The sequence below is a fragment of the Verrucomicrobium sp. BvORR106 genome (assembly GCF_000739655.1).
Taxonomy (GTDB): Bacteria; Verrucomicrobiota; Verrucomicrobiia; order Verrucomicrobiales; family Verrucomicrobiaceae; genus Verrucomicrobium.
On the sequence record NZ_BATR01000087.1, the window covers coordinates 1 to 21,829 of the forward strand.

The following is a 21,829-nucleotide window of genomic DNA, read 5'->3' on the forward strand; positions in this document are numbered from 1 at the left end:
CCGTCTGGCCATGGCAGAGGTCCTCGCCGCCGGGCAGCCCGACAAGTGCCTGCCGCTGGTCTTCGACGACGCCTTTGCCTACTCGGACCCGGACCGCGTCCGCCTCCTGCCCCGCATGCTGGATCTCGCCGCCACGCGCGGGCTCCAGGTTATCGTGCTCACCTGTCACCCGGCCGACTACGCCAGCCTCGGCGCCCGGGAGTTCCGCCTTTCTGAGCCGGCGAAGGGCGGTTGGGTGTCACTGGCACCCATTGAGTCAACCTCGACATAGGGATAGGTAAGTCCTGCTTGTCGGCCGGGGTGGCTGTGCTCTATCCTGCCCCCGCCGAATGAACTTCCCCCGCCCGCTGTCCTGCCTCGCACTTACCGCATTCCTGACCGGACCGCTGCTGGCCTCCGGCACCGCTCCTGATGGAGGCGAGCTCTACCGGCAGCACTGCGCCATCTGCCACGGTGCGGAGGGGCAGGGCATTCCTGGCGTCTTCCCGCCGCTCGCAGGCTCCGACTTCCTGGAGCATCAACGCGAGCGCGCGCTCAAGGCCCCGCTGGAGGGCCTCTTTGGCAAGATCACCGTGAACGGTCGCGAGTACCAGGGGGGCATGCCTCCCGTGATTCTGAGGGACGAGCAGATCGCCTCCGTCTTCGCCCATGTCTATGGCTCCTGGGGGAACAAGGGCGCTGCCCCCAAGGTGGAGGAGATCAAGACCCTGCGCAGCCAGAGCAAGTACCCCACGTATGAGGCCCTCGTGGCCTCCATGGTGAGCAGCCAGCTCCCCACCGCACCGCAGGGCTGGACGCTCAAGGTCGCCGCGGAGTTCAGCTTCTCCCCCGTGCGCCTCGCCACGCACCCGGACGGCGAGCACGTCCTCATCCTCGCCCAGAATGGCGACATCTGGCAGTGGAAGGTGGGCACGCAGGAGCAGAAGCTGTTGTTTCCTCGGGACACGTATTTTGACCTCGCCCTGGGCGACGTCCTCGCGCTCGGCCTGACGGTGGACAAGGAGGGGCGCCTCTACGTCACCAGCAACCAGTGCAACAAGAAGAAGACCCCCGTGGCCAATGAGGTCACCGTCTTCCGCACGGGGGCGTGGGCTGCAGAGAAGGGCGGCGGTTGGACCAAGCCTGAGTCCTGGCTGCGCGTCACGTATCCCTTTGGCATCGGACCCTACAACCACGGCGTGTCCCACATCGCCCAGGGGCCGGACGGCATGATGTACATCAACAGCGGCGCTCGCACCGATGGCGGCGAGCCCGGGAAGCAGCCCAACTACGACACGGGCGGCGAGAACGAACTGACCGCCTGCATGTGGCGCGTGGACCCCGCCCAAGACAAGCCGCAGGTGGAGGTGATCGCCCGCGGCCTGCGCAACAGCTTCGGCTTCTGCTGGGATGACGAGGGCCGCATGATCGCCACCGAGAACGGCCCCGACGCCGAGGCCCCGGAAGAGCTTAATGTCATCGAACCCGGCAAGCACTACGGCTTCCCGTATCAGTTCGCCGACTGGACCGAGAAGGCCTATCCCCACACCCCCGACCTCCCCGCCGGGATCGTCGTGAAGAAACCCCTCCGCAATATTGGCCCCGACGCCGGCGGCAGCGCGGAGAAGGGGAAGAGCATCTCCACTTTTGACCCCCACTCCTGCCCCAGCGGCATCGTCTGGCTCGGCAAGGATTGGCCCGCTCCCCTGGGAGGTAGTTTCCTCGCCGCCAGGTTTGGAAATCTCATCAAGGCCGACTCCGGATACGACGTCCTCCAGATGCGCCCGGATTTTGAAGCTGGTACCACCAGTTTGAAACGCCTCCTCGCCCCGTTGGGCAGGCCCATTGATGTGTTGAAACTCCCCGGGCACCGGTTGTTGATCGCGGAGTACTGCCGCGGCACGAATCTGGCGGCAGGGATCGGGACCCCGGGGCGGGTGTTGGTGCTGGAGCCGGTGGCTCGGTGAGTGGTAAGTGGTTAGAGGTAAGTGGTGAAAATGCAATCAAGCAGCATGGAGACATCTGCAGCAGGGTTGGAGTACCGGCTTTTAGTCGGCGTATTGGAAGCTGTACGGAGTCCAGTCCCGCATGCGGGACTGCCTCAGTTGGTCTTGAGCTGCCCTGACCGCCTAAAGGCGGAACTCCAACCCTGCTACGAACATCCAACGAAGGTTTGGCAATCTATCTCGCTGCTCAAGTTTCAGGAAACCGTGAGCAGGACGCTCACGCTTTCAAATCACCCTCAACATTCGCACCGTGGTTGGAGTTCCGCCTTTAGGCGGGTCACTCGACATCGTGCCCATGACACCCTCTTGCGCCCCTGAACGACCCCGGGCCTTTGGCCCTCAGTTTCCAATACGCCGACTAAAGTCGGTACTACAACCCCGGCACGGACCTCCAACAGAGTTAAAACATCCCATCCCGCTGCTCAAGTTTTAGGAAACCGCGAGCATGGCGCTCACACGCCCAAACCACCCACATCATCCGCGCCGTGGTTGGAGTACCGACTTCAGTCGGCTCAGTAGAAGCTCCACCACTTACCCCTCACCATTCACCACTTACCGACCTACGCCCCCGCCTTGCAGAAACTACGCAGCCGTTCCCCCGCCGCGTGCAGCGTCTCTTCCTTTTTCGCAAAATGAAACCGTATCAAATGATGCACGGGCTCGCGGAAGAAGCTTGACCCCGCCACGCCGGCGACGCCTGCCTCCTTGATGAACCGCTCGGAGGCCTCGGTGTCGTTCTTGAAGCCGAGGGGGGAGATGTCCAGCATCACGTAATACGCCCCCTGGGGCTCGGTGAAGGGCAGGCCGGTGGCGCGGAGATGTTGCAGGAACACCTCCTTCTTCCGGGCATAGAGCGCCGTGAGTTCGTGGTAATACGAATCCGGCAGCTCCAGTCCGGCCACGGCGGCTTCCTGCAGCGGAGCCGCGGCACCGACGGTGAGGAAATCATGCACCTTCCGCGCCTGGGCGATCACCTCCGGCGCGGCCTGCACATAGCCCAGACGCCAGCCGGTGATGGAATACGTCTTGGAAAGCGAATTGCAGGTGATGGTCCGCTCAAAGGCGCCCGGCAGCGCGGCAAAGTGCACATGCTCATGCGGGGCGTACACGATGTGCTCATACGGTTCATCCGTGATGACAAAGGCATCATGCTCCTCGGCCAGACGCAGGATGGTGAGCAGTTCCTCGCGCGTGAAGACCTTGCCCGTGGGGTTCGAGGGATTGCACACAATGATCGCTTTGGGCTTCTGCTCAAAGGCCTTCACCAGATCCTCCAGCACAAAGCCGAAGTCCGGTGGATGCAGCGGCACATAGATAGGCTCCGCGCCGGAGAGGATGGCATCGGCCGCGTAGTTCTCATAGAACGGGGAGAACACCACCACCTTGTCGCCCGGATTGCACGCCGTCATCATCGCCACCATCATGGCCTCCGTGCTGCCGCAGGTGGTCACCAGATGTCGGTCGGGATCAATGGGGAGCCCGGAGAACCGCTGAATCTTCCGCGCCAGCGCCTCGCGGAACCGCGGCGCGCCCCAGGTCACCGCGTACTGGTGGTACGGCCCCCGCGTCGCCTTCTCCAGCGCCGTCAGCAGCTCCTCCGGCGGGTCGAAGTCCGGGAACCCCTGGGAAAGATTGATCGCCCCATGTTGATTCGCCAGCCGGGTGGTCCCGCGAATGACGGACTCGGTGAAAACAGAAAGGCGGGTGGCGGTGGAGGGCATGGGGGGAGGGAGGGGGTAGGCGAGAGCGGGAATCCTTGGATGAAATTGGGAAACTTCAAAGTTCAAAATTCAAACTTCAAGCCTGAGCCCCATCGCGCTCCCTCAGACCTCCGCCTGCGAGGCTCTGTTCGTGGTACAAACTTTAGTTTGCCTGCACTACGACAGACGCCCTGAGGCAAACTAAAGTTTGTACTACGAACAGCTTCCAACAGCCCAAGCCTCCTCAACCGTTAGCGTCCGTCAGCGGTTCCAACCTTCCCTCTCCCCATCCCTCCAATCCTCCAATCCTCCATTCCCCCTGCATTCATTAGCGTTTCATAAGTGTCAATCAGTGGTTTCCCCTACGCTCTGAGCGACGCAATCAACCGGTTCGGCTGGTTCAGGAAATCCAGCGCATCCAGGATGTGATTCACCACCAGATCGGCTGACAGCAGCGTCTCCACGGCCGCGCCTTCTCGCTGGATCACCGCAATACCCAGGGCGGCGTCTTTGAGCATGCCGACGTCATTGCGGCCGTTGCCGATTGCCACCACGGACTCCAGGCCGAGTTTGAAGACGTAGTCCCGCTTGGCCTCCACCAGTCCTTCAGACGGCAAAATCGTGACCTTCACAGGCAGGTCCTCGATCTGCGCTTTCACGAGGCCGAAGGTGTCGGCGGTGATGATGTGCACCTGGATCTTCTGTGAGAACGTGCGCAAGCGCCGGGCCACGCCGTCCAGCAGCAGGCCGTCGATGGCGAGGGTGCCGTTGTAGTCCAGCACGAGGTGGTGAATCTTGAGGTGTTTGAATCCGGGAATGTCGATGTCGATCATGACTGAGGGGTGTTTGCTAATGCGCTGGAGTTCGATGTGAAATGCCCCAGACCAGGGCGGCCAGTGCACGCCGGTCAGACCGGGACGTGACACTGGCCGCTTGGTTTGGTTTGTTTGTTTGGCTATCTCGTATTGGTTGCGAGAAGGGGTCTAATCAGAGGATCTGTAGCAGAGAGGGCTCACGCCGCGTCCAGTGCCTGGTCGATGTCGGCCAGGATGTCGTCGATGTGCTCGATGCCCACGGAGAGCCGCACCAGATCCGGCGTGATGCCGCCCGCGCGCTGCTGCTCCTCATTGAGCTGGGAGTGCGTGGTGGAGGCCGGGTGAATGGCCAGGCTTTTGGCATCGCCCACATTCGCCAGGTGGGAGAAGAGCTTCAGACTTTCCACGAACTTTTGGCCCGCCGCGCGTCCGCCGCGGATGCCAAAGACGACGATGGAGCCGCCCTTGCCGCGCAGGTACTTCTGGTTGAGCTCGAAGTGCGGATCATCATGCAGCCCGGGGAAGCGTACCCACTCCACCTTCGGGTGGGACTTCAAGTGCTCCGCCACGGAGAGCGAGTTCTGGCAGTGGCGCTCCATGCGCAGCGGCAGCGTCTCGATGCCCTGAAGGAAGAACCACGAGTTGTCCGGGGAGATGGCCGCGCCCAGGTTCCGCAGCGGCACCGTGCGGGCGCGCAGGATGAAGGCCAGCGGCGCCAGTGGCTCCGGCAGATCATGACCCCAGCGCAGGCCGTGGTAGCTGGTGTCCGGCTCATCATAGAGCGGGTGTTTGCCGGTGTTCCACTTGAAGCGGCCGCTGTCCACGATGATGCCGCCGATGCCCGTGCCGTGCCCGCCGAACCACTTCGTCAGCGAGTGCACCACGATGTCTGCCCCGTGAGCGAGCGGCTGCGTGAGGTAAGGGGTGGAGAAGGTGGCGTCCACAATTAACGGCAACCCATGTTGATGGGCCACTTCTGCCACCTTCTCCAGATCGGTGATCTCCAGCGCGGGGTTGGAGACGGATTCCACAAAGACCGCACGGGTTTTGGAGTCAACCGCCGCGGCGATCTCCTCCACCTTGTTGGAGTCCACAAACTTCACCTGGATGCCCAGCGCGGGCAGGATGTTGCTGAACTGCGTGTAAGTCCCGCCGTACAGGTTCCGCGCGCTGATGATGTTGTCGCCCGCCTGGGCGAGGTTGATGATGGCGTAGAACACCGCACTGGTGCCCGAGGCCACGCCCAGACCGCTGAGCGGGTGTGAGCCCTCCAGCAGGGCCACGCGCTTCTCCAGCACATCCGTGGTGGGATTCATGAGCCGGGTGTAGATATTGCCCAGCTCCTTCAGCGCGAAGAGATTCGCCGCGTGCTCGGAGGATTTGAAGACGTATGAGCTCGTCCGGTAGATCGGCACCGCGCGGGCCAGCGTGGTGGGATCCGGCTCATGGCCGCCGTGAAGGCAGAGGGTTTCAAGTTTCATAGATAGTGAAGAAGGAGCATTAATTTTTATGCACAGCCCGCCATTCCGCTAGAGATCCGGCGGAATGTCAAGCCGCGCGCCTGCCCGGGTAGCCTCCTCCACCTCAATGAGGCGGCCCGTCTTCACATCATACACAAAGCCGTAAACCGGAATGTACGGAGGGATGAGCGGATGCTGGCGGATGCGCAGCACGTCATCCACCACACTCTGGGTCTCGTCTTTGAAGGTGAGGAAGTTCGTGAACTGCGCCGCCTTGCTGCCGGGGGTGAGCCCCAGGTCCTTCCAGCCGTCCGCATCCAGCTCCGCCTGGTCCAGGCTGGAGGCCAGCAGGTCACGGATGACCTCGTCCGTAAACAGCGCCATGCCGCAGTTCGTGTGATGGATGACAAAGAATTCCTTCGTGCCCAGCAGCTTGTAGCTGATCACGAGCGAGCGCAGCGCATCATCGCTGGCACGGCCCCCGGCATTGCGGATGACATGCGCATCGCCCTCAGACAGCCCCGCCAGCTTGGCCGGGTCGATCCGGGCGTCCATGCATGTTAATACCGCGAACTTTCGGGAAGGGGGCAGATGCAGACGGCTGCGGTCTCCAAAGTCGCTGGCGTAGTGGTCGTTGGCCTGGATGACCTCTCTGAATGCAAGGCTCATGATGATTGAAAGGGGGCGTAGGGTGGTGGTCGGGTTTGAGTGGGCCCGGGTGGTTTCCCTCATGGGGTGGTGCGGTGGTGTGCAAAAGACAAGACCGCCAGCCATCCGGGCTGAATGCGTGGATGCATGAAGAGCCACCTCCGTTTGTACGGTCAGCTTCAATTCACATCGAATTAGTGTAGATTAATGGATTGAGGCTGGGCAGCAAGCGGAAAAGCGGGGAAATTGCAGAATGAGAGCGGCGGTGGGTGGGGGCGGTAAGTGGTGAATGGTGAGAGGTAAGCGGTGGAGCATCGAGGGTGACGGGGGGCCGTCGTGGGCATGATGCTGAGTGACCGCCTAAAGGCGGAACTCCAACCACGGCGCGAATATCGATGGGACTTTTGATGTCCATCTCGCTGCTCACGATTGCACTTCAACAGGGGTGAAGAGTCTTCTGCTTTCTATCGAGGTACGCACCAGGGTTGGAGTTCCGCCTTTAGGCGGGTCAATAGACAATGTGCCCATGATATCCTCCTGCACCTCTGAATGACGCCGGGCTTTCAGCCCTCAAACACTCTTTGCACGCGATGAGCTGGGGCGTTACCCCAGGCTGGTATGACACCGGGCCTTTGGCCCTCAGCTTCCACTGAGCCGACTGAAGTCGGTACTCCAACCCCGGTGCGAACCTTCTCAAGAAACTCAGAAAAGTTTCGCCCTGTTGAAGTCAAAACTCAAGCAGCGCGTCGGACGCCCATCTTCCCACAGCACATCCGCGCCGTGGTTGGAGTACCGACTTCAGTCGGCTCAGTCGAAGCTGTTCCGGAATAACGTGCTTTCAACGAACCACGTTATTTCCCACCCAGCGCCCAACCAAGAACCAAGAACCAAGTACTAAGCACTAAGCACTAAGCACTAAGCACCAGGAACTAAAAACCCTTCGCCCCTCAACCACTCCGCATTAAACAACTTCGACTGGTACTTGTGCCCAGAGTCGCACAACACCGTCACAATCGTCTGCCCGGGCCCGCCCGCCAGCGCTTGTCTTACAGCACCGGCCACATTGATCCCGCTGGAAAGTCCCACGAAGATACCTTCTTCACTCAGCAACTGGTACACGATGTCCAGTGCCTCCTGATCGGGAATACGAAACGCGTTGTCCACCTTCAGGCCTTCGAGGTTCTTGGTCACGCGGCCCTGGCCGATGCCTTCGGCGATGGAGTCGCCGTCATCGGTATCCGTGTTGCCGTTCGTGAACCAGGACCACATGGCGGCGCCGTAGGGATCGGCGCACACGGTTTGCACCGCGGGGTTGCGTTCCTTCAAATAGTTGGACGTACCCGCGAGCGTGCCGCCCGTCCCGACCGACGCCACAAACGCGGTCACGGTACCTCCCGTCTGTTCCCAGATCTCCGGGCCGGTCGTGCGGTAGTGGGCATCGCGGTTCGCGGTGTTGTCGAACTGGTTGGCCCAGAACCAGCCGTTCTCCTCGGCCAGGCGGCGGGCGATGTGATTGTAGTTTCCGGGATCTTTGTACGGCTTGGCTGGTACGGGGCGGACCTCGGCCCCCAGGGTGCGCAGCAGGGTGATCTTCTCCGGGGCCTGGGTATCAGGAATCACAATGACAGACTTGTACCCGCGTGACTGCCCGATGACGGTGAGGCCGATGCCGGTGTTCCCCGCGGTGCCTTCCACAATGGTCGCGCCGGGCTTCAGCGCACCGGAGGCCTCGGCATCCGTGATGATGCCCCAGGCGGCGCGATCCTTCACGGACCCGCCGGGGTTCATGAACTCTGCCTTCCCCAGGATCTCACACCCTGTCAGCTCTGAGAGTTTCTTCAGTCTCAGCAGCGGAGTCTGGCCCACATGATGATCCACGCCGTAGTAGGTTGGTTTGCTCATTCGAGTGAGAGTAGAGGAGGGTAGGGGAAAGGGATGAGAAAATAGACGACCTAGATGGACCAGGCCGGAGCGGGGTTCTTCCGCACGCTCTTGTCGAGGATCTTAAGCTGCTTCTCCTCGTAGATCACGAGCGAATCCGCCGGCACACTGTTCATGAGGAACACGTTCGCGCCAATGGTGGAGTTTGCGCCGATGACCGTTTCCCCGCCCAGGATGGTGGAGTTGGGGTAGATGGTGACGTTGTCCTCCACATCCGGGTGGCGCTTGAGGCCCTTCACCACATGGCCTTCCTCGTCCTTGATAAACGTGCGCGCACCCAGCGTGACGCCGTGGTAGATGCGCACGTTGTTGCCGATGCGGCAGGTCTCGCCAATGACGATGCCCGTGCCGTGGTCGATGAAGAAATGCCCGCCGATGCTCGCCCCCGGGTGGATGTCGATGCCTGTGCGACTGTGGGCCCACTCCGTCATCATGCGCGGGATCATGGGCGCGCCCAGGCGGTAGAGACGATGCGCCAGACGCTGGATGGAGATGGCCTCAATGAAGGGGTAGGAGAGGATAATTTCCTCGTGACTGCGCGCGGAGGGGTCGTTGTTGTACGCCTCCTCGATGTCCGTCTGCAGGATCTCGCGCACGATGTGCAGGGCCTTGCAGAACTTCTGCAGGATCGGCGGCGTCTTGCCTGTGGGTTTCTTGGGATTGCCCACGCGCACGCTCTTGCGCACCTGGTCCTCCAGCCGCAGCATCACATCCGCCATACGGCTGGCCGTTACCTCAGCCAGCGTGCCGTGGTGCACCACGTCTTCATCATGAAAGCCGGGAAAGAGGAGCTGCAGCAGCCCCTCGCAGATCTCACCCACCGCCCGCTTGGAGGGCATGTTGTGAGAGTCGCTGTTGTTCAGTCCGCCGAATTTCTCATAGGACGCCAGCAGATTGGGCACGTGCTCACTGTACGGGAGCGCGGGCACATCAGGGCGGGGCGGCTGCACAGTCGGGTGGGTGTTCGGGGCCGGGGCACTCATGCACGCGTCACTTGTTCCACGGGGCCTTCGCCAGCAGCAGACCCATGCCGCACCAGTCCGTGATGCCGGCAAACACCAGGCCTGCGCCGACAAAGGCCGACAGACCGAAAAATCCTGGATGCACAAACCAGCCCAGCACCACGCCCGTGAGCACGAGCGAGCCCGCCCCGATGCGGACCTGCCGCTCCAGACTGATCACGCCGGACTGACCACGGGTCACCGGCAGGCCGGCATTGACCCAGCCCTGGGTACCCCCTTCCACCACGATGGCATTTTCATAGCCCTGGCTGGCGAACTTCTCCGCCGCACGCGTGGCACGTCCGCCTGACTGGCAGAGCACATACACCGGCTGGTCCTTGGGCAGCGTGCCGCCTTCCACCAGGGCCTTGGGATCAAGACCATCCAGCGGGAGGTTGCGGGCCTGGGCCACATGCACCGTGTTGTACTCTGGGGGCGTCCGCACATCGATCACCGCCAGCGCGGGATCAGCCGTGAGGCGTTGGTTCAGTTCAGCGGGAGAAATGCTTTTCATGATGGAAGGGATACGAAACTGCGGCTCAGTTTCGGGGCAGATCGTGCAGGGCTTCGATGAGGTAGTCGATTTCGGCAAACGTGTTGTAGAAGGCCACCGACGGCCGCACCGTGCCTTCCACGCCAAAATGGCGCAAGGCAGGCAGGGCGCAATGATGACCTGCCCGGACTGCGATGCCGCGCTGGTCCAGGTGATCGGCGATCCGCTTGATGGGAACGCCCGGGATGACGAAGCCAAAGACGCTGGCCTTGTTGAACGCCGTGCCGATGGGGCGCACGCCGGGCACGGTGGCCAGGGCCTCCGTGGCGTACTCCAGAAGCGAGTGTTCATAAGCGGCGATGCCGGGGATGCCGGTGCGCATGAGGTAGTCCACCGCTGCACCAAGACCCACCACACCTGCGATGTCCGGTGTACCTGCCTCGAACTTCTCCGGGGCGTGGTTGTACACCGTCTTCTCAAACGTGACGTCCTGGATCATGTGCCCGCCTCCCTGCCAAGGCGGCATGGCCTCCAGCAGATGCGACTTGCCATAGAGCGCGCCGATGCCCGTGGGGCCGAAGACCTTGTGCCCTGAGAAGACAAGGAAGTCCGCGTCCAGCGCCTGCACGTTCACCGGCAGGTGCGGGGTGGACTGCGCCCCGTCCACCAGCACCGGGACTCCCCGGCTGTGGGCGATGGCGATAATTTCCTCGACCGGGTTGATCGTGCCCAGCGCGTTCGATACCTGGGTGATGGAGACGATCTTGGTCTTGCTGTTGATGAGCCGCGGCACCTCTTCCAGCAGCAGCTCACCGCGGTCATTCATGGGAATGACGCGCAGGTTCGCCCCCACCTGGCGGGCCAGGAGCTGCCAGGGCACGATGTTCGCGTGGTGCTCCATCTCAGACACGAGGATCTCATCCCCGGCCCCGATGTTCTGCCGCCCGTAGCTCTGCGCCACGAGGTTGATGCCCTCCGTCGTGCCCCGGACAAAGACGATCTCCTTCTTGTCCGCCGCGCCCAGGAACTGGCGCACCTTCTCACGGCTGGCTTCGAAGAGCTTCGTGGAACGTTCTGCCAGGGCATGAGCCGCCCGGTGGATGTTGGAGTTGTCCCGCCCGTAGAAGGACGAGGTGGCATCGATCACGCTCTGCGGCTTGTGCGTCGTGGCCGCGTTGTCCAGCCAGATGAGCGGATGCCCGTTCACCCGCTGGTGCAGCGCGGGGAAATCCCGGCGCACGCTCGTCACGTCGAACTCCTTCGAGAGCGGCGGGGCGGTCACCTTCGGCAGGCCGGAGGCCACCAACGGGGAGTCAGAGCCACGCAGTCCTTCTAGGAAATAAAGGCCTGGAAGACCGCTCTCCGTCGGCGCTTCATCCCGCGGTGTGGCGTGATCGCCACCCGAGCGGGTCAGCACGCGATTGGGCGAGCCGTCGCTGTTCCCCGTGATGCGGGGTGAGAAAGACGTGCCCTGATTGCGGGGTTCGCCAAACTCATACGAGTCATCCTCACCCGCCTCATGCCCGCCCGAGTCCAGCTCGTTGGAGGCCTGGTGCGAGTTTGGCTCCGCCGCCACCACCGTGGGGTGCACGGGCGGCGGCGCGCTGGAGGAGGAGGCAGAGGGGAATCCGCCGTTCAGCCCGTTGGCCGACTTGGGTTCAGAAGTAGGTTTTGACTCCTGAACCGGTGCCGCCGCGGCCCCGAAGGGATCCGACGGCAGCCAGGGCAAATGCGCCCCGGACCCCGCCACAGTCTGCGGCAGGGAGGCGGGTGCATTTGCTTGCGGAGCAGCCTTCACGGGGCCTCCATCGCGAAAAGCCTCACTGACGAGGCGCGAGATGAGGTCCGTGTCCACCCCGTCCCTGCCCACGGCGCCAAAGAGGCCGTCAGGCAGAGGAAGATCGAGGTCAGGCCTTGGCTGCGTCATACTCGTGATAGCGGTTCACGGCCACATCATCCAGGCGGGCGATTGCGTCTTCACCCAGCACAGCGGCGGAGAAGTAGCGGGTCACCAGGTGGGAGGCGATGGAGTTCTCGTTCGTGCCCATGTAGCGCACGGAAAGGCCGGGCTCGATCTCGCCCGTCACGCCCGCCTTCTGCAGGCCCACGACGCCGCGGTGGTTCTCACCCACGCGCAGGAGCAGCACACTGGTCTTGCCTTCTTCGCTGATCGGGATCTTGCTGCTCGGGATGAGCGGCAGGCCGCGCCAGGTGATGAAGGGCGAGCCAAAGAGCGTCACAGTCGGTGGCGGCACACCACGGCGGGTGGCTTCACGGCCAAAGGCGGCCACGGCCTTGGGGTGCGCGAGGAAGAAGGCGGGCTTCTTCCAGACGAGGCTGATCAGTTCGTCCAGGTCATCCGGCGTCACGGTGCCCTTGCGGGTCACGATGCGCTGCTGCGGCGCCACCACATTGAGCAGGCCCACATTGGCGTGGTTAAGCAGTTCCCACTCCTCACGCTCCTTCACCGCTTCCACCGTCAGACGCACCTGCTCGCGAAGCTGGTCGATCTTGTTGCTGTAGAGATCCGTCACCCGGGTGTGCGTGTGCAGCACCGTCTGGATGGTGTTCAGGTGGTACTCATGCGGATCATCTTCATAATCCACAAACGTCGAGGGCAGCTTCGGCTCGCCGGTTTCCACCGTCAGGAGGTCCACGGTGGGGCCGTCCTGGCGCTGGAGCACGCGGTTCACGCGATAGACACCGCCGTCCACATCCACATAGGGAAGGAGTTTAAGGAGCCAACGCGGCGTGATCTCCTGCCATTGCGGCGGGGTGACGGTGGCGGTGGCGAGGTTGCGCGCCGCCCGGGCGCTCAGGGTGAGTTGATTGGTGTCGCTCATGGGACAATAGTTATATCAAGGGTGCGCAAGATTGACGGGAAGCGGAGAGAGCCAAGTTTTTCCAAAGAAATCAATATGTAGAGTTGTAATCTACAGTGGGGCAGTGGGGAAAGAGAGGGAAGAGGGGTAAGGGAGAAGGGAAGAGGGAGGGGAATGGGAACCACTGATGGACACTGATGAATGCAGGGGAAATGGAGTGGCGGAGTGTTGGAGTGATGGAGAGAAGGGAACCGCTGACGGACGCTGACTCGACGCTAATGAATGCAGGATGAGGAACTGAATGATGAGGTGCCTGGATCAGTTTGAAGCTGTTCGCAGTACAAACTTTAGTTTGCTCAGTCGATCAGGAGTAAGGCGTCCTGAGCAAACTAAAGTTTGAACTGCAAACAAAGCCTCGCAGGCGGGGCTCAGGGTTGAAGTTTGGCGTTTGAATTTTGAAGTTTGCACTTCCCTCCCGCAACCCATGGACACCTGGGCCGGTGCTTCTACCGCTCCGCAGTAGCAGGATCTTTGCCATTGTCTCCATGGGTAGGCCTCATCACCTCGGCCGACCCATGGCTATTCATGGCGAACCCTCCGGGTTCAGGGAATGCGGAATGCGGAATGGAACGCAGCGGTCATGAGAAGCTCCATTCCTAATTCATCATTCCTCATTCATAATTTTTACCTGGCGTAGATCTGGTCAAACACTCCGCCGTCCTTGAAGTGCACTTCCAGTGCCTTCTTCCAGCCGCCCAGAATTTCATCGATCGTCACCAGTTTGATCTCGGGGAAGCTCGCGGCGTGTTTCTTCAGGATCTCGGGGTTCGCAGGGCGGAAGTAGTTCTTGGCCGCCACTTCCTGCACTTCATCGGTGAAGAGGTAGTCGAGGTACGCCTTCGCCAGGTCGGTGGTGCCGTGTTTCTTGGCCACGGGTTCCACGATGGCAATCGGCGCATCGGCCAGAATGCTCTGAGGCGGCACGACGACGTCGAACTTGTCAGCGCCCAGTTCGCGGATGGTCAGGTGCACCTCGTTCTCAAAGGTCAGCAGCACATCGCCGATGCCGTTCTGTGCAAATGAATTCGTCGCACCACGACCGCCGGTGTCGAGCACGGGCACGTTGGCGAAGAGCTTCTTCACGAAGTCCTTGGCCTTGGCTTCATCGCCGCCCTCGTTCTTGATCGACCAGGCCCAGGCACCCACATAGCTGTAGCGGCCGTTGCCGGAGGTCTTCGGGTTCGGGATGATCACCTGCGCGCCGGACTTCACCAGATCCGGCCAGTCCTTGATGCCCTTGGGGTTGCCCTTGCGCACCAGGAACAGGATCGTCGAGGTGTAAGGCGAGGCATTGTGGGGGAACTTCGTGCGCCAGTCAGCGGCCACCAGGCCGGCGGGCACGAGCAGGTCCACATCCGTGCTCTGGTTGAAGGTCACCACATCGGCCTCCAGCCCGTCCAGCACGGCGCGGGCTTGTTTGCTGGAACCGCCGTGCGACTGGTCCACCTGCACGGTGGCACCGCCCTTGGCCTTCCAGAAGGGGACGAAGAGATCGTTCACCTGCTTGTAGAACTCCCGCGTCACATCGTAGGAGCTGTTCAGCAGTTTGGGTTCCTCGGCATGGGCCAGACTGGCGCTCAGCAGCAAGGTGGAGGCCAGCAGGGTGCGCCGGACGAAGTCACGACGGAAGAGGGAGCGGGAGGCGGGGGAGGTGTTGCTCATGGTGTTATGGCATGGTGAGGGCGGCAGGTACCGCACGGGGCGGTCCTGAACGCTGGGATGGCAATGACGAAAGGGGATCCCCGGAGCGGCCGGGGCGAAGTGGTTAGGGGAAACTATTCAACTTCAATGAAATCGGCCACGAACTCGTTCACCGGCTTGTCCCGGAGCTCATCCGGCTTGCCGATCTGCTGGATCTCGCCGTCGCCCAGGATGACCACACGGTCGGCCAGTTCAAAGGCTTCGTCCTGGTCGTGGGTCACGAAGAGGGTCGTGAGCTTGATCGAGTCATGAAACTCACGCAGCCAGCGGCGCAGTTCCTTGCGCACCTTCGCGTCCAGCGCGCCAAAGGGTTCGTCCAGCAGGAGCACCTGCGGATTCACCGCCAGGGCGCGGGCCAGGGCCACACGCTGGCGCTGACCGCCGGAGAGCTGGGTGGGGAACCGGCGGCCGTACTCCGGCAGCTGGATCTTCTCCAGCAGCTCCTGCACGATCTGCTTCTGCCGTGCGGAAGACGGGCGGGAGCGGCGCGGCATGACCTTCAGGCCAAAGGCGATGTTGTCCGCCACCGTCATGTGATTGAAGAGCGCGTAGTGCTGGAACACAAAGCCCGCTTTCCGGGCATAGGCGGACTGGAAGGTGACCTCGCTGCCGTGGAAGGTGATGGCACCTTCGCCCTCGTTCGGGAATTCCAGGCCAGCGATGATGCGCAGCAGGGTGGTCTTGCCTGAGCCGCTGGGGCCGAGGAGGGCGACCAGTTCCCCGGTCTCCACCTGCAGACTGATGTTCTTCAGCACGTTGGTCTTGCCGAAGTCCTTGCTGATGTGGTCGATCTTGATGCTCATGAAAAATGGAAGGGAAAAAAGTGGGCTGGACTACAGGGCGGCATTGCGCAGCGCACGGTCTGCGAACCAGGTGGTGGCGGACTTGATGACCAGCGTCAGCAGGGCCAGGAGGGCCAGAAGGGAGGCAACTGCAAAGGCGGGGACGAACTGATACTCGTTATACAGTACTTCGATGTGGAGGGGCATCGTGTTCGTCTGATTCCGGATGTGACCGGAAACCACCGACACTGCGCCGAACTCGCCCATGGCGCGCGCATTGCACAGGATGATGCCGTAGATGAGGCTCCACTTGATCTTTGGCACGGTCACGCGCCAGAAGGTGCTCCAGCCATTCGCCCCTAGGGTGAGAGCGGCCTCTTCTTCTGCACGGCCCAGAGCCTGAAGCTGTGGCGTCACCACGCGGGCCACGAAGGGGAAGGTGACGAAGACCGTGCTCAGCACGATGCCCGGCAGGGCGAAGATGATCTTGATGTCCTTCTCAAACAGCCACGGGCCCAGCAGACCCTGGCGGCCAAAGAGCAGCACATAAATGAGACCCGCCACCACCGGAGACACCCAGAGGGGCAGCTCGATGAGCACGCTCAGCAGTTGCTTCCCGCGGAAGCGGAAGTGCGCCACGCACCAGGCCGCGGCCAGGCCGAAGACCGTGTTCAGCGGCACCGCGATCAGCGCCACCTGCAGCGTCAGCCAGATGGAGTGCGTCGTGGCGCGATCATCAAAGACCTTGAGATACGCCTCCCAGCCCTTGCGGAAGGCTTCCTGGAAGACTAGGGCCAGCGGCAGGACGAAGAAGACGAAGAGGAAACCCAGGGAGAGCGTGAGCACGATCGCCTTCATCCAGAAGGGGTCGCTGGTCGCGCGGCGGGCGAGTTGATTGCGGGCAATGATGCGGGCGCGCGTCGCGTCCTCACCACTGGGAAGATTGAGTTGGGCAATGCCAGCCATGAAAAAAGGGAGTCGGAGTCGGAAGGGAAAAGTGCGAAAACGGAAGCGGAGTCAGATCAACCTCAGCGCGCGGTGCGCTTGTTGTTCCAGGCCTGGAGCAGGTTGGAGAACAGGAGGATCAGGAAGGAAATAACTAGCAGGATGAAGCCGAGGGCGGCCGCTCCGTTGTAGTTGTACTGCTCCAGGCGGGAGACGATGAGGAGCGGGGCGATTTCCGTCTTGAACGGCATGTTCCCGGAGATGAAGACCACGGAGCCGTACTCACCCACGGCGCGGCCGAAGGCCAGGGTCATGCCGGCCAGCGTGCCGGGCAGGATGGTGGGGAAGATCACGCGCCAGAAGGTCTGCCAGCGGTTCGCCCCCAGGCAGGCCGCCGCCTCCTCCACCTCCAGGGAGAGGCCCTGGATGATTGGCTGCACCGTGCGCACCACGAAGGGGAAGCCGATGAAGATGAGGGCGATGGTGATGCCCGTGGAACTGTAGGCCGCCTTGAACCCAATGGGTTCGAGGAGATTCACCAGCCACTGGTTGGGCGTCTCCACCCAGCTCACATAGAGGTTCTTCAGCCCGCCGGGGCTCAGGATCTTGCCCAGCCAGCCATTCGGCGCGTATAGAGTGCACAGGGCGATGCCCGCCACGGCGGTGGGCAGGGCAAAGGGCAGGTCCACCATCGCGTCCAGGATGCGACGGCCGGGGAAGGAGTAGCGCTCCAGGGCCCAAGCCGTGAGCACGCCAAAGAAGCCGCACACCAGGGCCGCGTAGAAGGAGGTGGTGAAGCTCAGCTCCAGAGAGGCCAGCACCCGCTTGTCCGTGAGCGTGGAGGTGAAGATCTCCACACCTCCCTTGGAGGACTTCCAGGCCAGGGCCGCAAACGGCGCCAGGACGATGATGCTGAGATAGGTGATGGTGTATCCCAGTGAGAGTCTGAAACCGGGAAGGACGTGTCGAGTGCGGGGCATGTGTGTTCTTTAGAGATTGGGAGCGTAAGCGTGCAGAAGGCGGAACTCGGCGAGGATGGTCTTCACCGCCACCACGGTGGCCGCCACCTGCTTCTCCAGCGGGGCGAGACCAGGGGTCTCAAAGACGATCTCCATCGCCTTCGGGCGTTGTTCCGGTGGGGCGCTGAGCACGCCCTGGTACCCCTCCTTGATGATGCCGGCCTTGGCCAGGAAGCCATCGATGAGGTGGTGATTGTTCAGCGGCAGGATCTTGCTGGCCGCCTGCAGCGCGGGCTGCAGCACTTCCTCGCTCAGGAGCGTGCCGCTCACGAAGCCGTACACACCATCCTGCTCGTCATCCGTGTGGAGGGCGATGATGGCGTCGTACTTCTCACGGCGCAGCTCGTTCTCCAGATACACCACCTCAGGCTCCTGGGAACCGCTCCAAAATTCGCGGTTCAGATCCAGGTCCCGCCAGGAGTGGCGCGTCTGCAGACGGTGGCCGGAAGGGTTGCAGATCGGGTAGAGGTGCAACTCGTAATCCTGCAACTCCTCCGGGTCGTTCCACGCCCAGCGGAGGAGTTCATAAGCGGCATTGATGCCCGCCTGCTCGTCACCATGAAGACCGGCAAAGATGCCCACCTTCAGCGTGTCCTGCCCGCGCGAGGGCTTGCAGACCAGCTTGGGGATGAAAGAGGGCTGTGCTGCCGCCAGAGTACGGGTGCTCAGGCGGCTGATGTAACGTTCTTCGTAGGTGGCGAGTTTCAGGGCGGACATGGTCTTTATGCAGCAACTTTGTTTCGGGCCTCTTCGGCCAGGGCGGTGGAGAGATAGCGTTCGCCCGTGCTACACCCCACCGTCACGATGAGCTTGTTCTTGTTCTCCGGCCTCGCGGCCACTTGCAATGCGGCCCACACATTGGCGCCGGTGGAGATCCCCACCAGGATGCCTTCCTCAATGGCCAGGCGGCGGGCCGTTTCAATCGCGTCCTCATTGGTCACGCGCACCACTTCATCGATGATGTTGGTGTTCAGATTCTTCGGCACGAAGCCGGCGCCGGTGCCCTGGATCTTGTGCGGGCCGGGCACGATGGGCTCACCCTTCAGCGTCTGGGAAATAACGGGGGAGTCATTCGGCTCCACGGCGATGGCGCGGAACTCAGGCTTGCGCCCCTTGATCACCTCACCCACGCCCGTGAGCGTGCCACCCGTGCCCACGGCGGACACGAAGATGTCGATCTCGCCGTCTGTGTCGGCCCAGATCTCTTCCGCCGTCGTGCGGCGGTGCACTTCCGGGTTGGCGGGGTTGTTGAACTGTTGCGGCACCCAGGAGCCAGGCGTCTCGGCAGCCAGCTCCTCAGCGCGGCGGATCGCGCCTTTCATGCCGTCTTTGGCCGGCGTCAGCACCAGCGTGGCGCCCAGCAGGGCCAGCAGCGTACGGCGCTCCAGGCTCATGCTTTCTGGCATCGTCAAAATGATGGGATAGCCCTTGGCCGCGGCCACAAAGGCCAGGGCGATGCCCGTGTTGCCCGAGGTGGGCTCGATGATGGTGGCTCCGGGCTTGAGTTCGCCCGAGAGCTCGGCGGCCTCGATCATGGCGCGGCCGATGCGGTCCTTCACACTGCCCAGCGGATTCTTGAACTCCCCTTTGAGCGCGATCGTGGCAGGCAGCCCGGCAGAGATGCGGTTCAGTTTGACCAGGGGGGTGCGGCCTACGGTGTCAACGATGCTGGGGTAGAAGGACATGGGAAGTTTATTTCCTAAGGTTGATTGAGTGGGGATCAGGCCGGGTTCTTTTTGGTGGTTCGGGGCCGCCGGTCCCCCGGCGGCCCCTTTTTCCAACCAACCAACTCTCACACGGCACTACTGAAAAAACTGAATGCGGAGCAATGCTCCCTTGAAGACTTGCTTACTTGGCGGGCGTGTAGATCTCGTCGAACGTGCCGCCGTCAGCAAAGTGGGTCTTGGCCGCTTTCACCCAGCCACCGAAAGCTTCGTCGATGGTGAAGAGGTTCAGCTTCGGGAAGGTCGCGCCGTACTTGGCAGCGGCTTTCTCGGAGCGGGGGCGGTAGAAGTTCTTGCCGGCGATGTCCTGGCCTTCGTCAGAGTAGAGGTACTTGAGGTAGGCTTCGGCCACGGCGCGAGTGCCCTTCTTGTCCACGATTTTGTCCACCACGGCCACGGAGGGCTCAGCGAGGATGCTCAGGGAGGGGACGATCGTCTGGTACTTGGTGGCGCCGAACTCCTTCTGCACGAGGAAAGCCTCGTTTTCCCAGGAGATGAAGACGTCACCCAGTTCACGCTGCACGAAGGTGTTCGTGGAGGCGCGGGCACCGGAGTCGAGCACCGGCACGTTCTTGTAGAGCTTCTTCACGAACTCCTTGGCCTTGTCGTCGCTGCCGAACTTGCGCTTGGCGAACTCCCAGGCGGCCAGGTAGTTCCACTGGGCGCCACCGGAGGTCTTCGGGTTCGGGGTGATCACGGACACGCCGTCCTTGATGAGGTCATCCCAGTCCTTGATGCCCTTGGGGTTGCCGGCACGGACGATGAAGACGATCGTGCTGGTGTAGGGGGCGGAGTTGTTCGGGAGGCGCTTCTGCCAGTCGGTGGGCAGGAGGCCGGCCTTGTCGGCGATCGCGTTCACGTCGTTGGCCAGGGCCAGCGTCACCACGTCGGCTTCGAGGCCGTCGATGACCGCACGGGCCTGCTTGCCGGAACCACCGTGGGACTGGTCAATCGTGACGTCCTTGCCGGTCGTGTCCTTCCAGTGCTTCGCAAACGCCTTGTTGAACTCGACATAGAGCTCACGGGTCGGGTCATAGGAAACATTCAACAGGCCTTCTGCGAAGAGCGAGGAGCCCAGCACGCCGGTCGCCGTCAGGGCGAGCACGGATTTGAGGAAGAATTTCTTGTTCATGTTCTGGAGGTGTTGTGTTTTGACTTTGATTTTTTTGAAGGGGGAAAAGGCGGGGTCTTTTTTCTGGGGGCCGGATTGCTCCGGCAAAGCGGTTCAGACTCTGCTGAGAAGCTTAGAAGGAGAAGCGGACACCCGTGAGGTAGGTCCAGCCGCTGTAGTCGCCACCGTTGCCGCCGCCGTCCACATCCGCGTACTCAGCACCGCCGAGCACCTTCAGCTTGTCACCGTAGATGAAGTACTGGAAGCCGAGATAGGCTGCGTTGTAACGATCGCCACGTCCGCCACCGGTCAGGTTGGGGGCGTTGCGCTCATAGCGGCTCTGGGCATACACAGCGTCCGGACCATCGCCATCCGCGAAGGAATAGCGGCCCACGAGCTGAAGCTTGTCGGGGACAAGGTCGAACGTCGGCTGGATGAAGAAGCCCCATGCGTCATCGGCCTGGCCGGTGCCGGCGAAGCCTTCCACCACGAGACCGATGCGGCCGTCCTGCACCCAGAAGGTGCTGGAGAACAGGTCTTCATAGCGGTTCAGGATGGTGCTGCCAGCTTCGATCTCGCTGTGCAGCCAGTCGAAACGCCAGTCAGCCTTCTTCACGCCGAGGGCTTCCTTGAAGTCGTAGCCGAAGCCGGCACCAAAGGCGATGCCGCCATCGAACTGACCGAACTCCTCATCGATGTCATTGGAGTAGATGCCCGCCTGGTAGGTGAAGTTACCCACCTTGCCGTCTGCGATCGCACCCACCACGCGGTCCACGCGCAGTTGGTTGAAGATCTGGGAGCGCTCAAAGGTCGGCTGGTTGTTCGTGGACTGGAGGAAGTCGTAGTAACCGATCTGGGGCTTCTGGCGGCCCACCGTCAGGTTGAACTCCTTCGAGGGGCGCCACTTGATGTAAGCGTCCACCAGGCCGTTGTAGAAGGGGTCAAAGCCATCGGAGCTCTGCGCATCCAAACGAACGTCAAACTGGTTGAAGAGCTTGGCGTCGAAACCGAAGCGGGAGCGGCGGTCTTCCCAACCGTCTTCATCGCCCTGGTCGGAATCCACCCAATGATACTGGCCCTGGTAACGGCCGCGGAGCTTGAACTCCTGGATGATCGGGTTGTCCTTGTTCTTGTAGAGCGTGGCGAGTCCCCAGATCTTGTCATAGAGGGATTCTTCCTTCTCTTCCTTCTGGACGGGGGCGCTCCCCTTGCCGGAGGAGGTGACGACTTCGCCGGCCTGGGCTCCGACCGTGAGGGAGGTCACGGTGAGCGCCAGCAGCGCCTGGCTCTTGATGGTGTTGCGGAATTTCATGCGGTTGTTGTTGTGCTGATTAACTTGAGGGATGCGGCGGCTCCGGGGTTCCGGTGGCACACAAGCGCGTACTGGCTCTGGTTGATGCCTCCGGGGATGCGGTCGGCAAGGACGTCAAGGTCTGAACTTACTGTCTGGGAGTGGAGGTAACAGTGAACACACAGGCGTCGTGGGACGCTTCGGCAGGCACTGTTTGTTTCCTTGAAACCTCCGGTATTCCGGTCAGTCCCTTGGTGCGCGGGCTAAGTATTTTTGCCGCGCTAATTATGAATCAACAAACGGTCAACTGGCTGTCTTGAGAAGGATCGGG

Annotated in this window: 18 protein-coding genes and 1 pseudogene; 2 read left to right on the plus strand and 17 right to left on the minus strand. The window is 62.1% G+C overall.

The genetic code is table 11. The features are described 5' to 3' along the window. Both BV106_RS13270 and BV106_RS13275 read left to right on the plus strand, forming a co-directional pair. Nucleotides 1–271 (plus strand): hypothetical protein (locus tag BV106_RS13270; protein WP_038165369.1); only part of this gene is annotated, 271 nt, incomplete at its 5' end. Nucleotides 272–329: 58 nt separating this feature from the next. Beyond that, a complete protein-coding gene (locus tag BV106_RS13275) occupies nucleotides 330–1,946 on the plus strand; it encodes a PQQ-dependent sugar dehydrogenase (RefSeq protein WP_038165371.1) in 1,617 nt (538 codons plus the stop codon). 599 nt (nucleotides 1,947–2,545) lie between these two features. On the opposite strand, the gene BV106_RS13280 is transcribed toward BV106_RS13275, so the two are convergent. The 17 genes and pseudogenes from BV106_RS13280 to BV106_RS13360 form a co-directional block, all read right to left on the minus strand. Next, on the minus strand, nucleotides 2,546–3,706 hold the full coding sequence (locus BV106_RS13280) for an aminotransferase class I/II-fold pyridoxal phosphate-dependent enzyme (protein ID WP_038165373.1): 1,161 nt from the start codon (nucleotides 3,704–3,706) through the stop codon (nucleotides 2,546–2,548). Nucleotides 3,707–4,047: 341 nt separating this feature from the next. Next, nucleotides 4,048–4,518 (minus strand): HAD hydrolase family protein, encoded by a 471-nt coding sequence (locus tag BV106_RS13285; protein ID WP_038165374.1) that lies wholly within the window; start codon nucleotides 4,516–4,518, stop codon nucleotides 4,048–4,050. Between the two features lie 179 nt (nucleotides 4,519–4,697). Then, nucleotides 4,698–5,981 (minus strand): O-acetylhomoserine aminocarboxypropyltransferase/cysteine synthase family protein, encoded by a 1,284-nt coding sequence (locus BV106_RS13290; protein WP_038165375.1) that lies wholly within the window; start codon nucleotides 5,979–5,981, stop codon nucleotides 4,698–4,700. A gap of 48 nt (nucleotides 5,982–6,029) precedes the next feature. After that, nucleotides 6,030–6,629, minus strand: coding sequence for a carbonic anhydrase (locus tag BV106_RS13295; RefSeq protein ID WP_038165376.1), 600 nt, complete (start codon nucleotides 6,627–6,629; stop codon nucleotides 6,030–6,032). A gap of 894 nt (nucleotides 6,630–7,523) precedes the next feature. After that, on the minus strand, nucleotides 7,524–8,510 hold the full coding sequence (locus BV106_RS13300) for a cysteine synthase A (protein ID WP_051945747.1): 987 nt from the start codon (nucleotides 8,508–8,510) through the stop codon (nucleotides 7,524–7,526). Nucleotides 8,511–8,560: 50 nt separating this feature from the next. Continuing rightward, nucleotides 8,561–9,532 (minus strand): serine O-acetyltransferase EpsC, encoded by a 972-nt coding sequence (gene epsC / locus BV106_RS13305; RefSeq protein WP_265595648.1) that lies wholly within the window; start codon nucleotides 9,530–9,532, stop codon nucleotides 8,561–8,563. 7 nt (nucleotides 9,533–9,539) lie between these two features. After that, entirely contained in the window at nucleotides 9,540–10,064 is a 525-nt protein-coding gene (locus tag BV106_RS13310) for a rhodanese-like domain-containing protein (RefSeq protein ID WP_038165377.1), read from the minus strand. 25 nt (nucleotides 10,065–10,089) lie between these two features. Continuing rightward, nucleotides 10,090–11,970: a cysteine desulfurase gene (locus BV106_RS39175; RefSeq protein WP_038165379.1), complete on the minus strand. Its 1,881-nt coding sequence runs from the start codon at nucleotides 11,968–11,970 to the stop codon at nucleotides 10,090–10,092. Continuing rightward, entirely contained in the window at nucleotides 11,951–12,886 is a 936-nt protein-coding gene (locus BV106_RS13320) for a family 2A encapsulin nanocompartment shell protein (protein WP_038165382.1), read from the minus strand. The genes BV106_RS39175 and BV106_RS13320 overlap by 20 nt, the downstream gene beginning before the upstream one ends. Nucleotides 12,887–13,549: 663 nt before the next feature. Then, complete coding sequence (locus BV106_RS13325; protein ID WP_051945749.1) at nucleotides 13,550–14,587, minus strand: sulfate ABC transporter substrate-binding protein; 1,038 nt, start codon at nucleotides 14,585–14,587, stop codon at nucleotides 13,550–13,552. Nucleotides 14,588–14,712: 125 nt separating this feature from the next. Then, nucleotides 14,713–15,429: pseudogene (cysA, locus tag BV106_RS13330) on the minus strand (sulfate ABC transporter ATP-binding protein); the annotation flags it as partial. A gap of 30 nt (nucleotides 15,430–15,459) precedes the next feature. After that, nucleotides 15,460–16,374: a sulfate ABC transporter permease subunit CysW gene (cysW, locus tag BV106_RS13335; RefSeq protein ID WP_265595649.1), complete on the minus strand. Its 915-nt coding sequence runs from the start codon at nucleotides 16,372–16,374 to the stop codon at nucleotides 15,460–15,462. Nucleotides 16,375–16,436: 62 nt separating this feature from the next. Beyond that, nucleotides 16,437–17,333, minus strand: coding sequence for a sulfate ABC transporter permease subunit CysT (locus BV106_RS13340; protein WP_038165383.1), 897 nt, complete (start codon nucleotides 17,331–17,333; stop codon nucleotides 16,437–16,439). Between the two features lie 9 nt (nucleotides 17,334–17,342). Continuing rightward, nucleotides 17,343–18,089 (minus strand): succinylglutamate desuccinylase/aspartoacylase family protein, encoded by a 747-nt coding sequence (locus tag BV106_RS13345; protein WP_038165384.1) that lies wholly within the window; start codon nucleotides 18,087–18,089, stop codon nucleotides 17,343–17,345. 5 nt (nucleotides 18,090–18,094) lie between these two features. Beyond that, nucleotides 18,095–19,057, minus strand: coding sequence for a cysteine synthase A (cysK, locus tag BV106_RS13350; RefSeq protein WP_038165386.1), 963 nt, complete (start codon nucleotides 19,055–19,057; stop codon nucleotides 18,095–18,097). Between the two features lie 163 nt (nucleotides 19,058–19,220). After that, entirely contained in the window at nucleotides 19,221–20,228 is a 1,008-nt protein-coding gene (locus tag BV106_RS13355; protein ID WP_038165467.1) for a sulfate ABC transporter substrate-binding protein, read from the minus strand. A 112-nt stretch (nucleotides 20,229–20,340) separates the two neighbouring features. After that, nucleotides 20,341–21,519, minus strand: a complete 1,179-nt coding sequence (locus BV106_RS13360; RefSeq protein ID WP_038165393.1) for a porin — start codon at nucleotides 21,517–21,519, stop codon at nucleotides 20,341–20,343. Nucleotides 21,520–21,829: the final 310 nt, after the last annotated feature.

Bases quoted from the DNA above. Each gene is read 5' to 3' on its own strand.
- BV106_RS13275 (WP_038165371.1), top strand. From the start codon at position 330: ATGAACTTCCCCCGCCCGCTGTCCTGCCTCGCACTTACCGCATTCCTG.
- BV106_RS13280 (WP_038165373.1), bottom strand. From the start codon at position 3,706: ATGCCCTCCACCGCCACCCGCCTTTCTGTTTTCACCGAGTCCGTCATT.
- BV106_RS13285 (WP_038165374.1), bottom strand. From the start codon at position 4,518: ATGATCGACATCGACATTCCCGGATTCAAACACCTCAAGATTCACCAC.
- BV106_RS13290 (WP_038165375.1), bottom strand. From the start codon at position 5,981: ATGAAACTTGAAACCCTCTGCCTTCACGGCGGCCATGAGCCGGATCCC.
- BV106_RS13295 (WP_038165376.1), bottom strand. From the start codon at position 6,629: ATGAGCCTTGCATTCAGAGAGGTCATCCAGGCCAACGACCACTACGCC.
- BV106_RS13300 (WP_051945747.1), bottom strand. From the start codon at position 8,510: ATGAGCAAACCAACCTACTACGGCGTGGATCATCATGTGGGCCAGACT.
- epsC (WP_265595648.1), bottom strand. From the start codon at position 9,532: ATGAGTGCCCCGGCCCCGAACACCCACCCGACTGTGCAGCCGCCCCGC.
- BV106_RS13310 (WP_038165377.1), bottom strand. From the start codon at position 10,064: ATGAAAAGCATTTCTCCCGCTGAACTGAACCAACGCCTCACGGCTGAT.
- BV106_RS39175 (WP_038165379.1), bottom strand. From the start codon at position 11,970: ATGACGCAGCCAAGGCCTGACCTCGATCTTCCTCTGCCTGACGGCCTC.
- BV106_RS13320 (WP_038165382.1), bottom strand. From the start codon at position 12,886: ATGAGCGACACCAATCAACTCACCCTGAGCGCCCGGGCGGCGCGCAAC.
- BV106_RS13325 (WP_051945749.1), bottom strand. From the start codon at position 14,587: ATGAGCAACACCTCCCCCGCCTCCCGCTCCCTCTTCCGTCGTGACTTC.
- cysW (WP_265595649.1), bottom strand. From the start codon at position 16,374: ATGGCTGGCATTGCCCAACTCAATCTTCCCAGTGGTGAGGACGCGACG.
- BV106_RS13340 (WP_038165383.1), bottom strand. From the start codon at position 17,333: ATGCCCCGCACTCGACACGTCCTTCCCGGTTTCAGACTCTCACTGGGA.
- BV106_RS13345 (WP_038165384.1), bottom strand. From the start codon at position 18,089: ATGTCCGCCCTGAAACTCGCCACCTACGAAGAACGTTACATCAGCCGC.
- cysK (WP_038165386.1), bottom strand. From the start codon at position 19,057: ATGTCCTTCTACCCCAGCATCGTTGACACCGTAGGCCGCACCCCCCTG.
- BV106_RS13355 (WP_038165467.1), bottom strand. From the start codon at position 20,228: ATGAACAAGAAATTCTTCCTCAAATCCGTGCTCGCCCTGACGGCGACC.
- BV106_RS13360 (WP_038165393.1), bottom strand. From the start codon at position 21,519: ATGAAATTCCGCAACACCATCAAGAGCCAGGCGCTGCTGGCGCTCACC.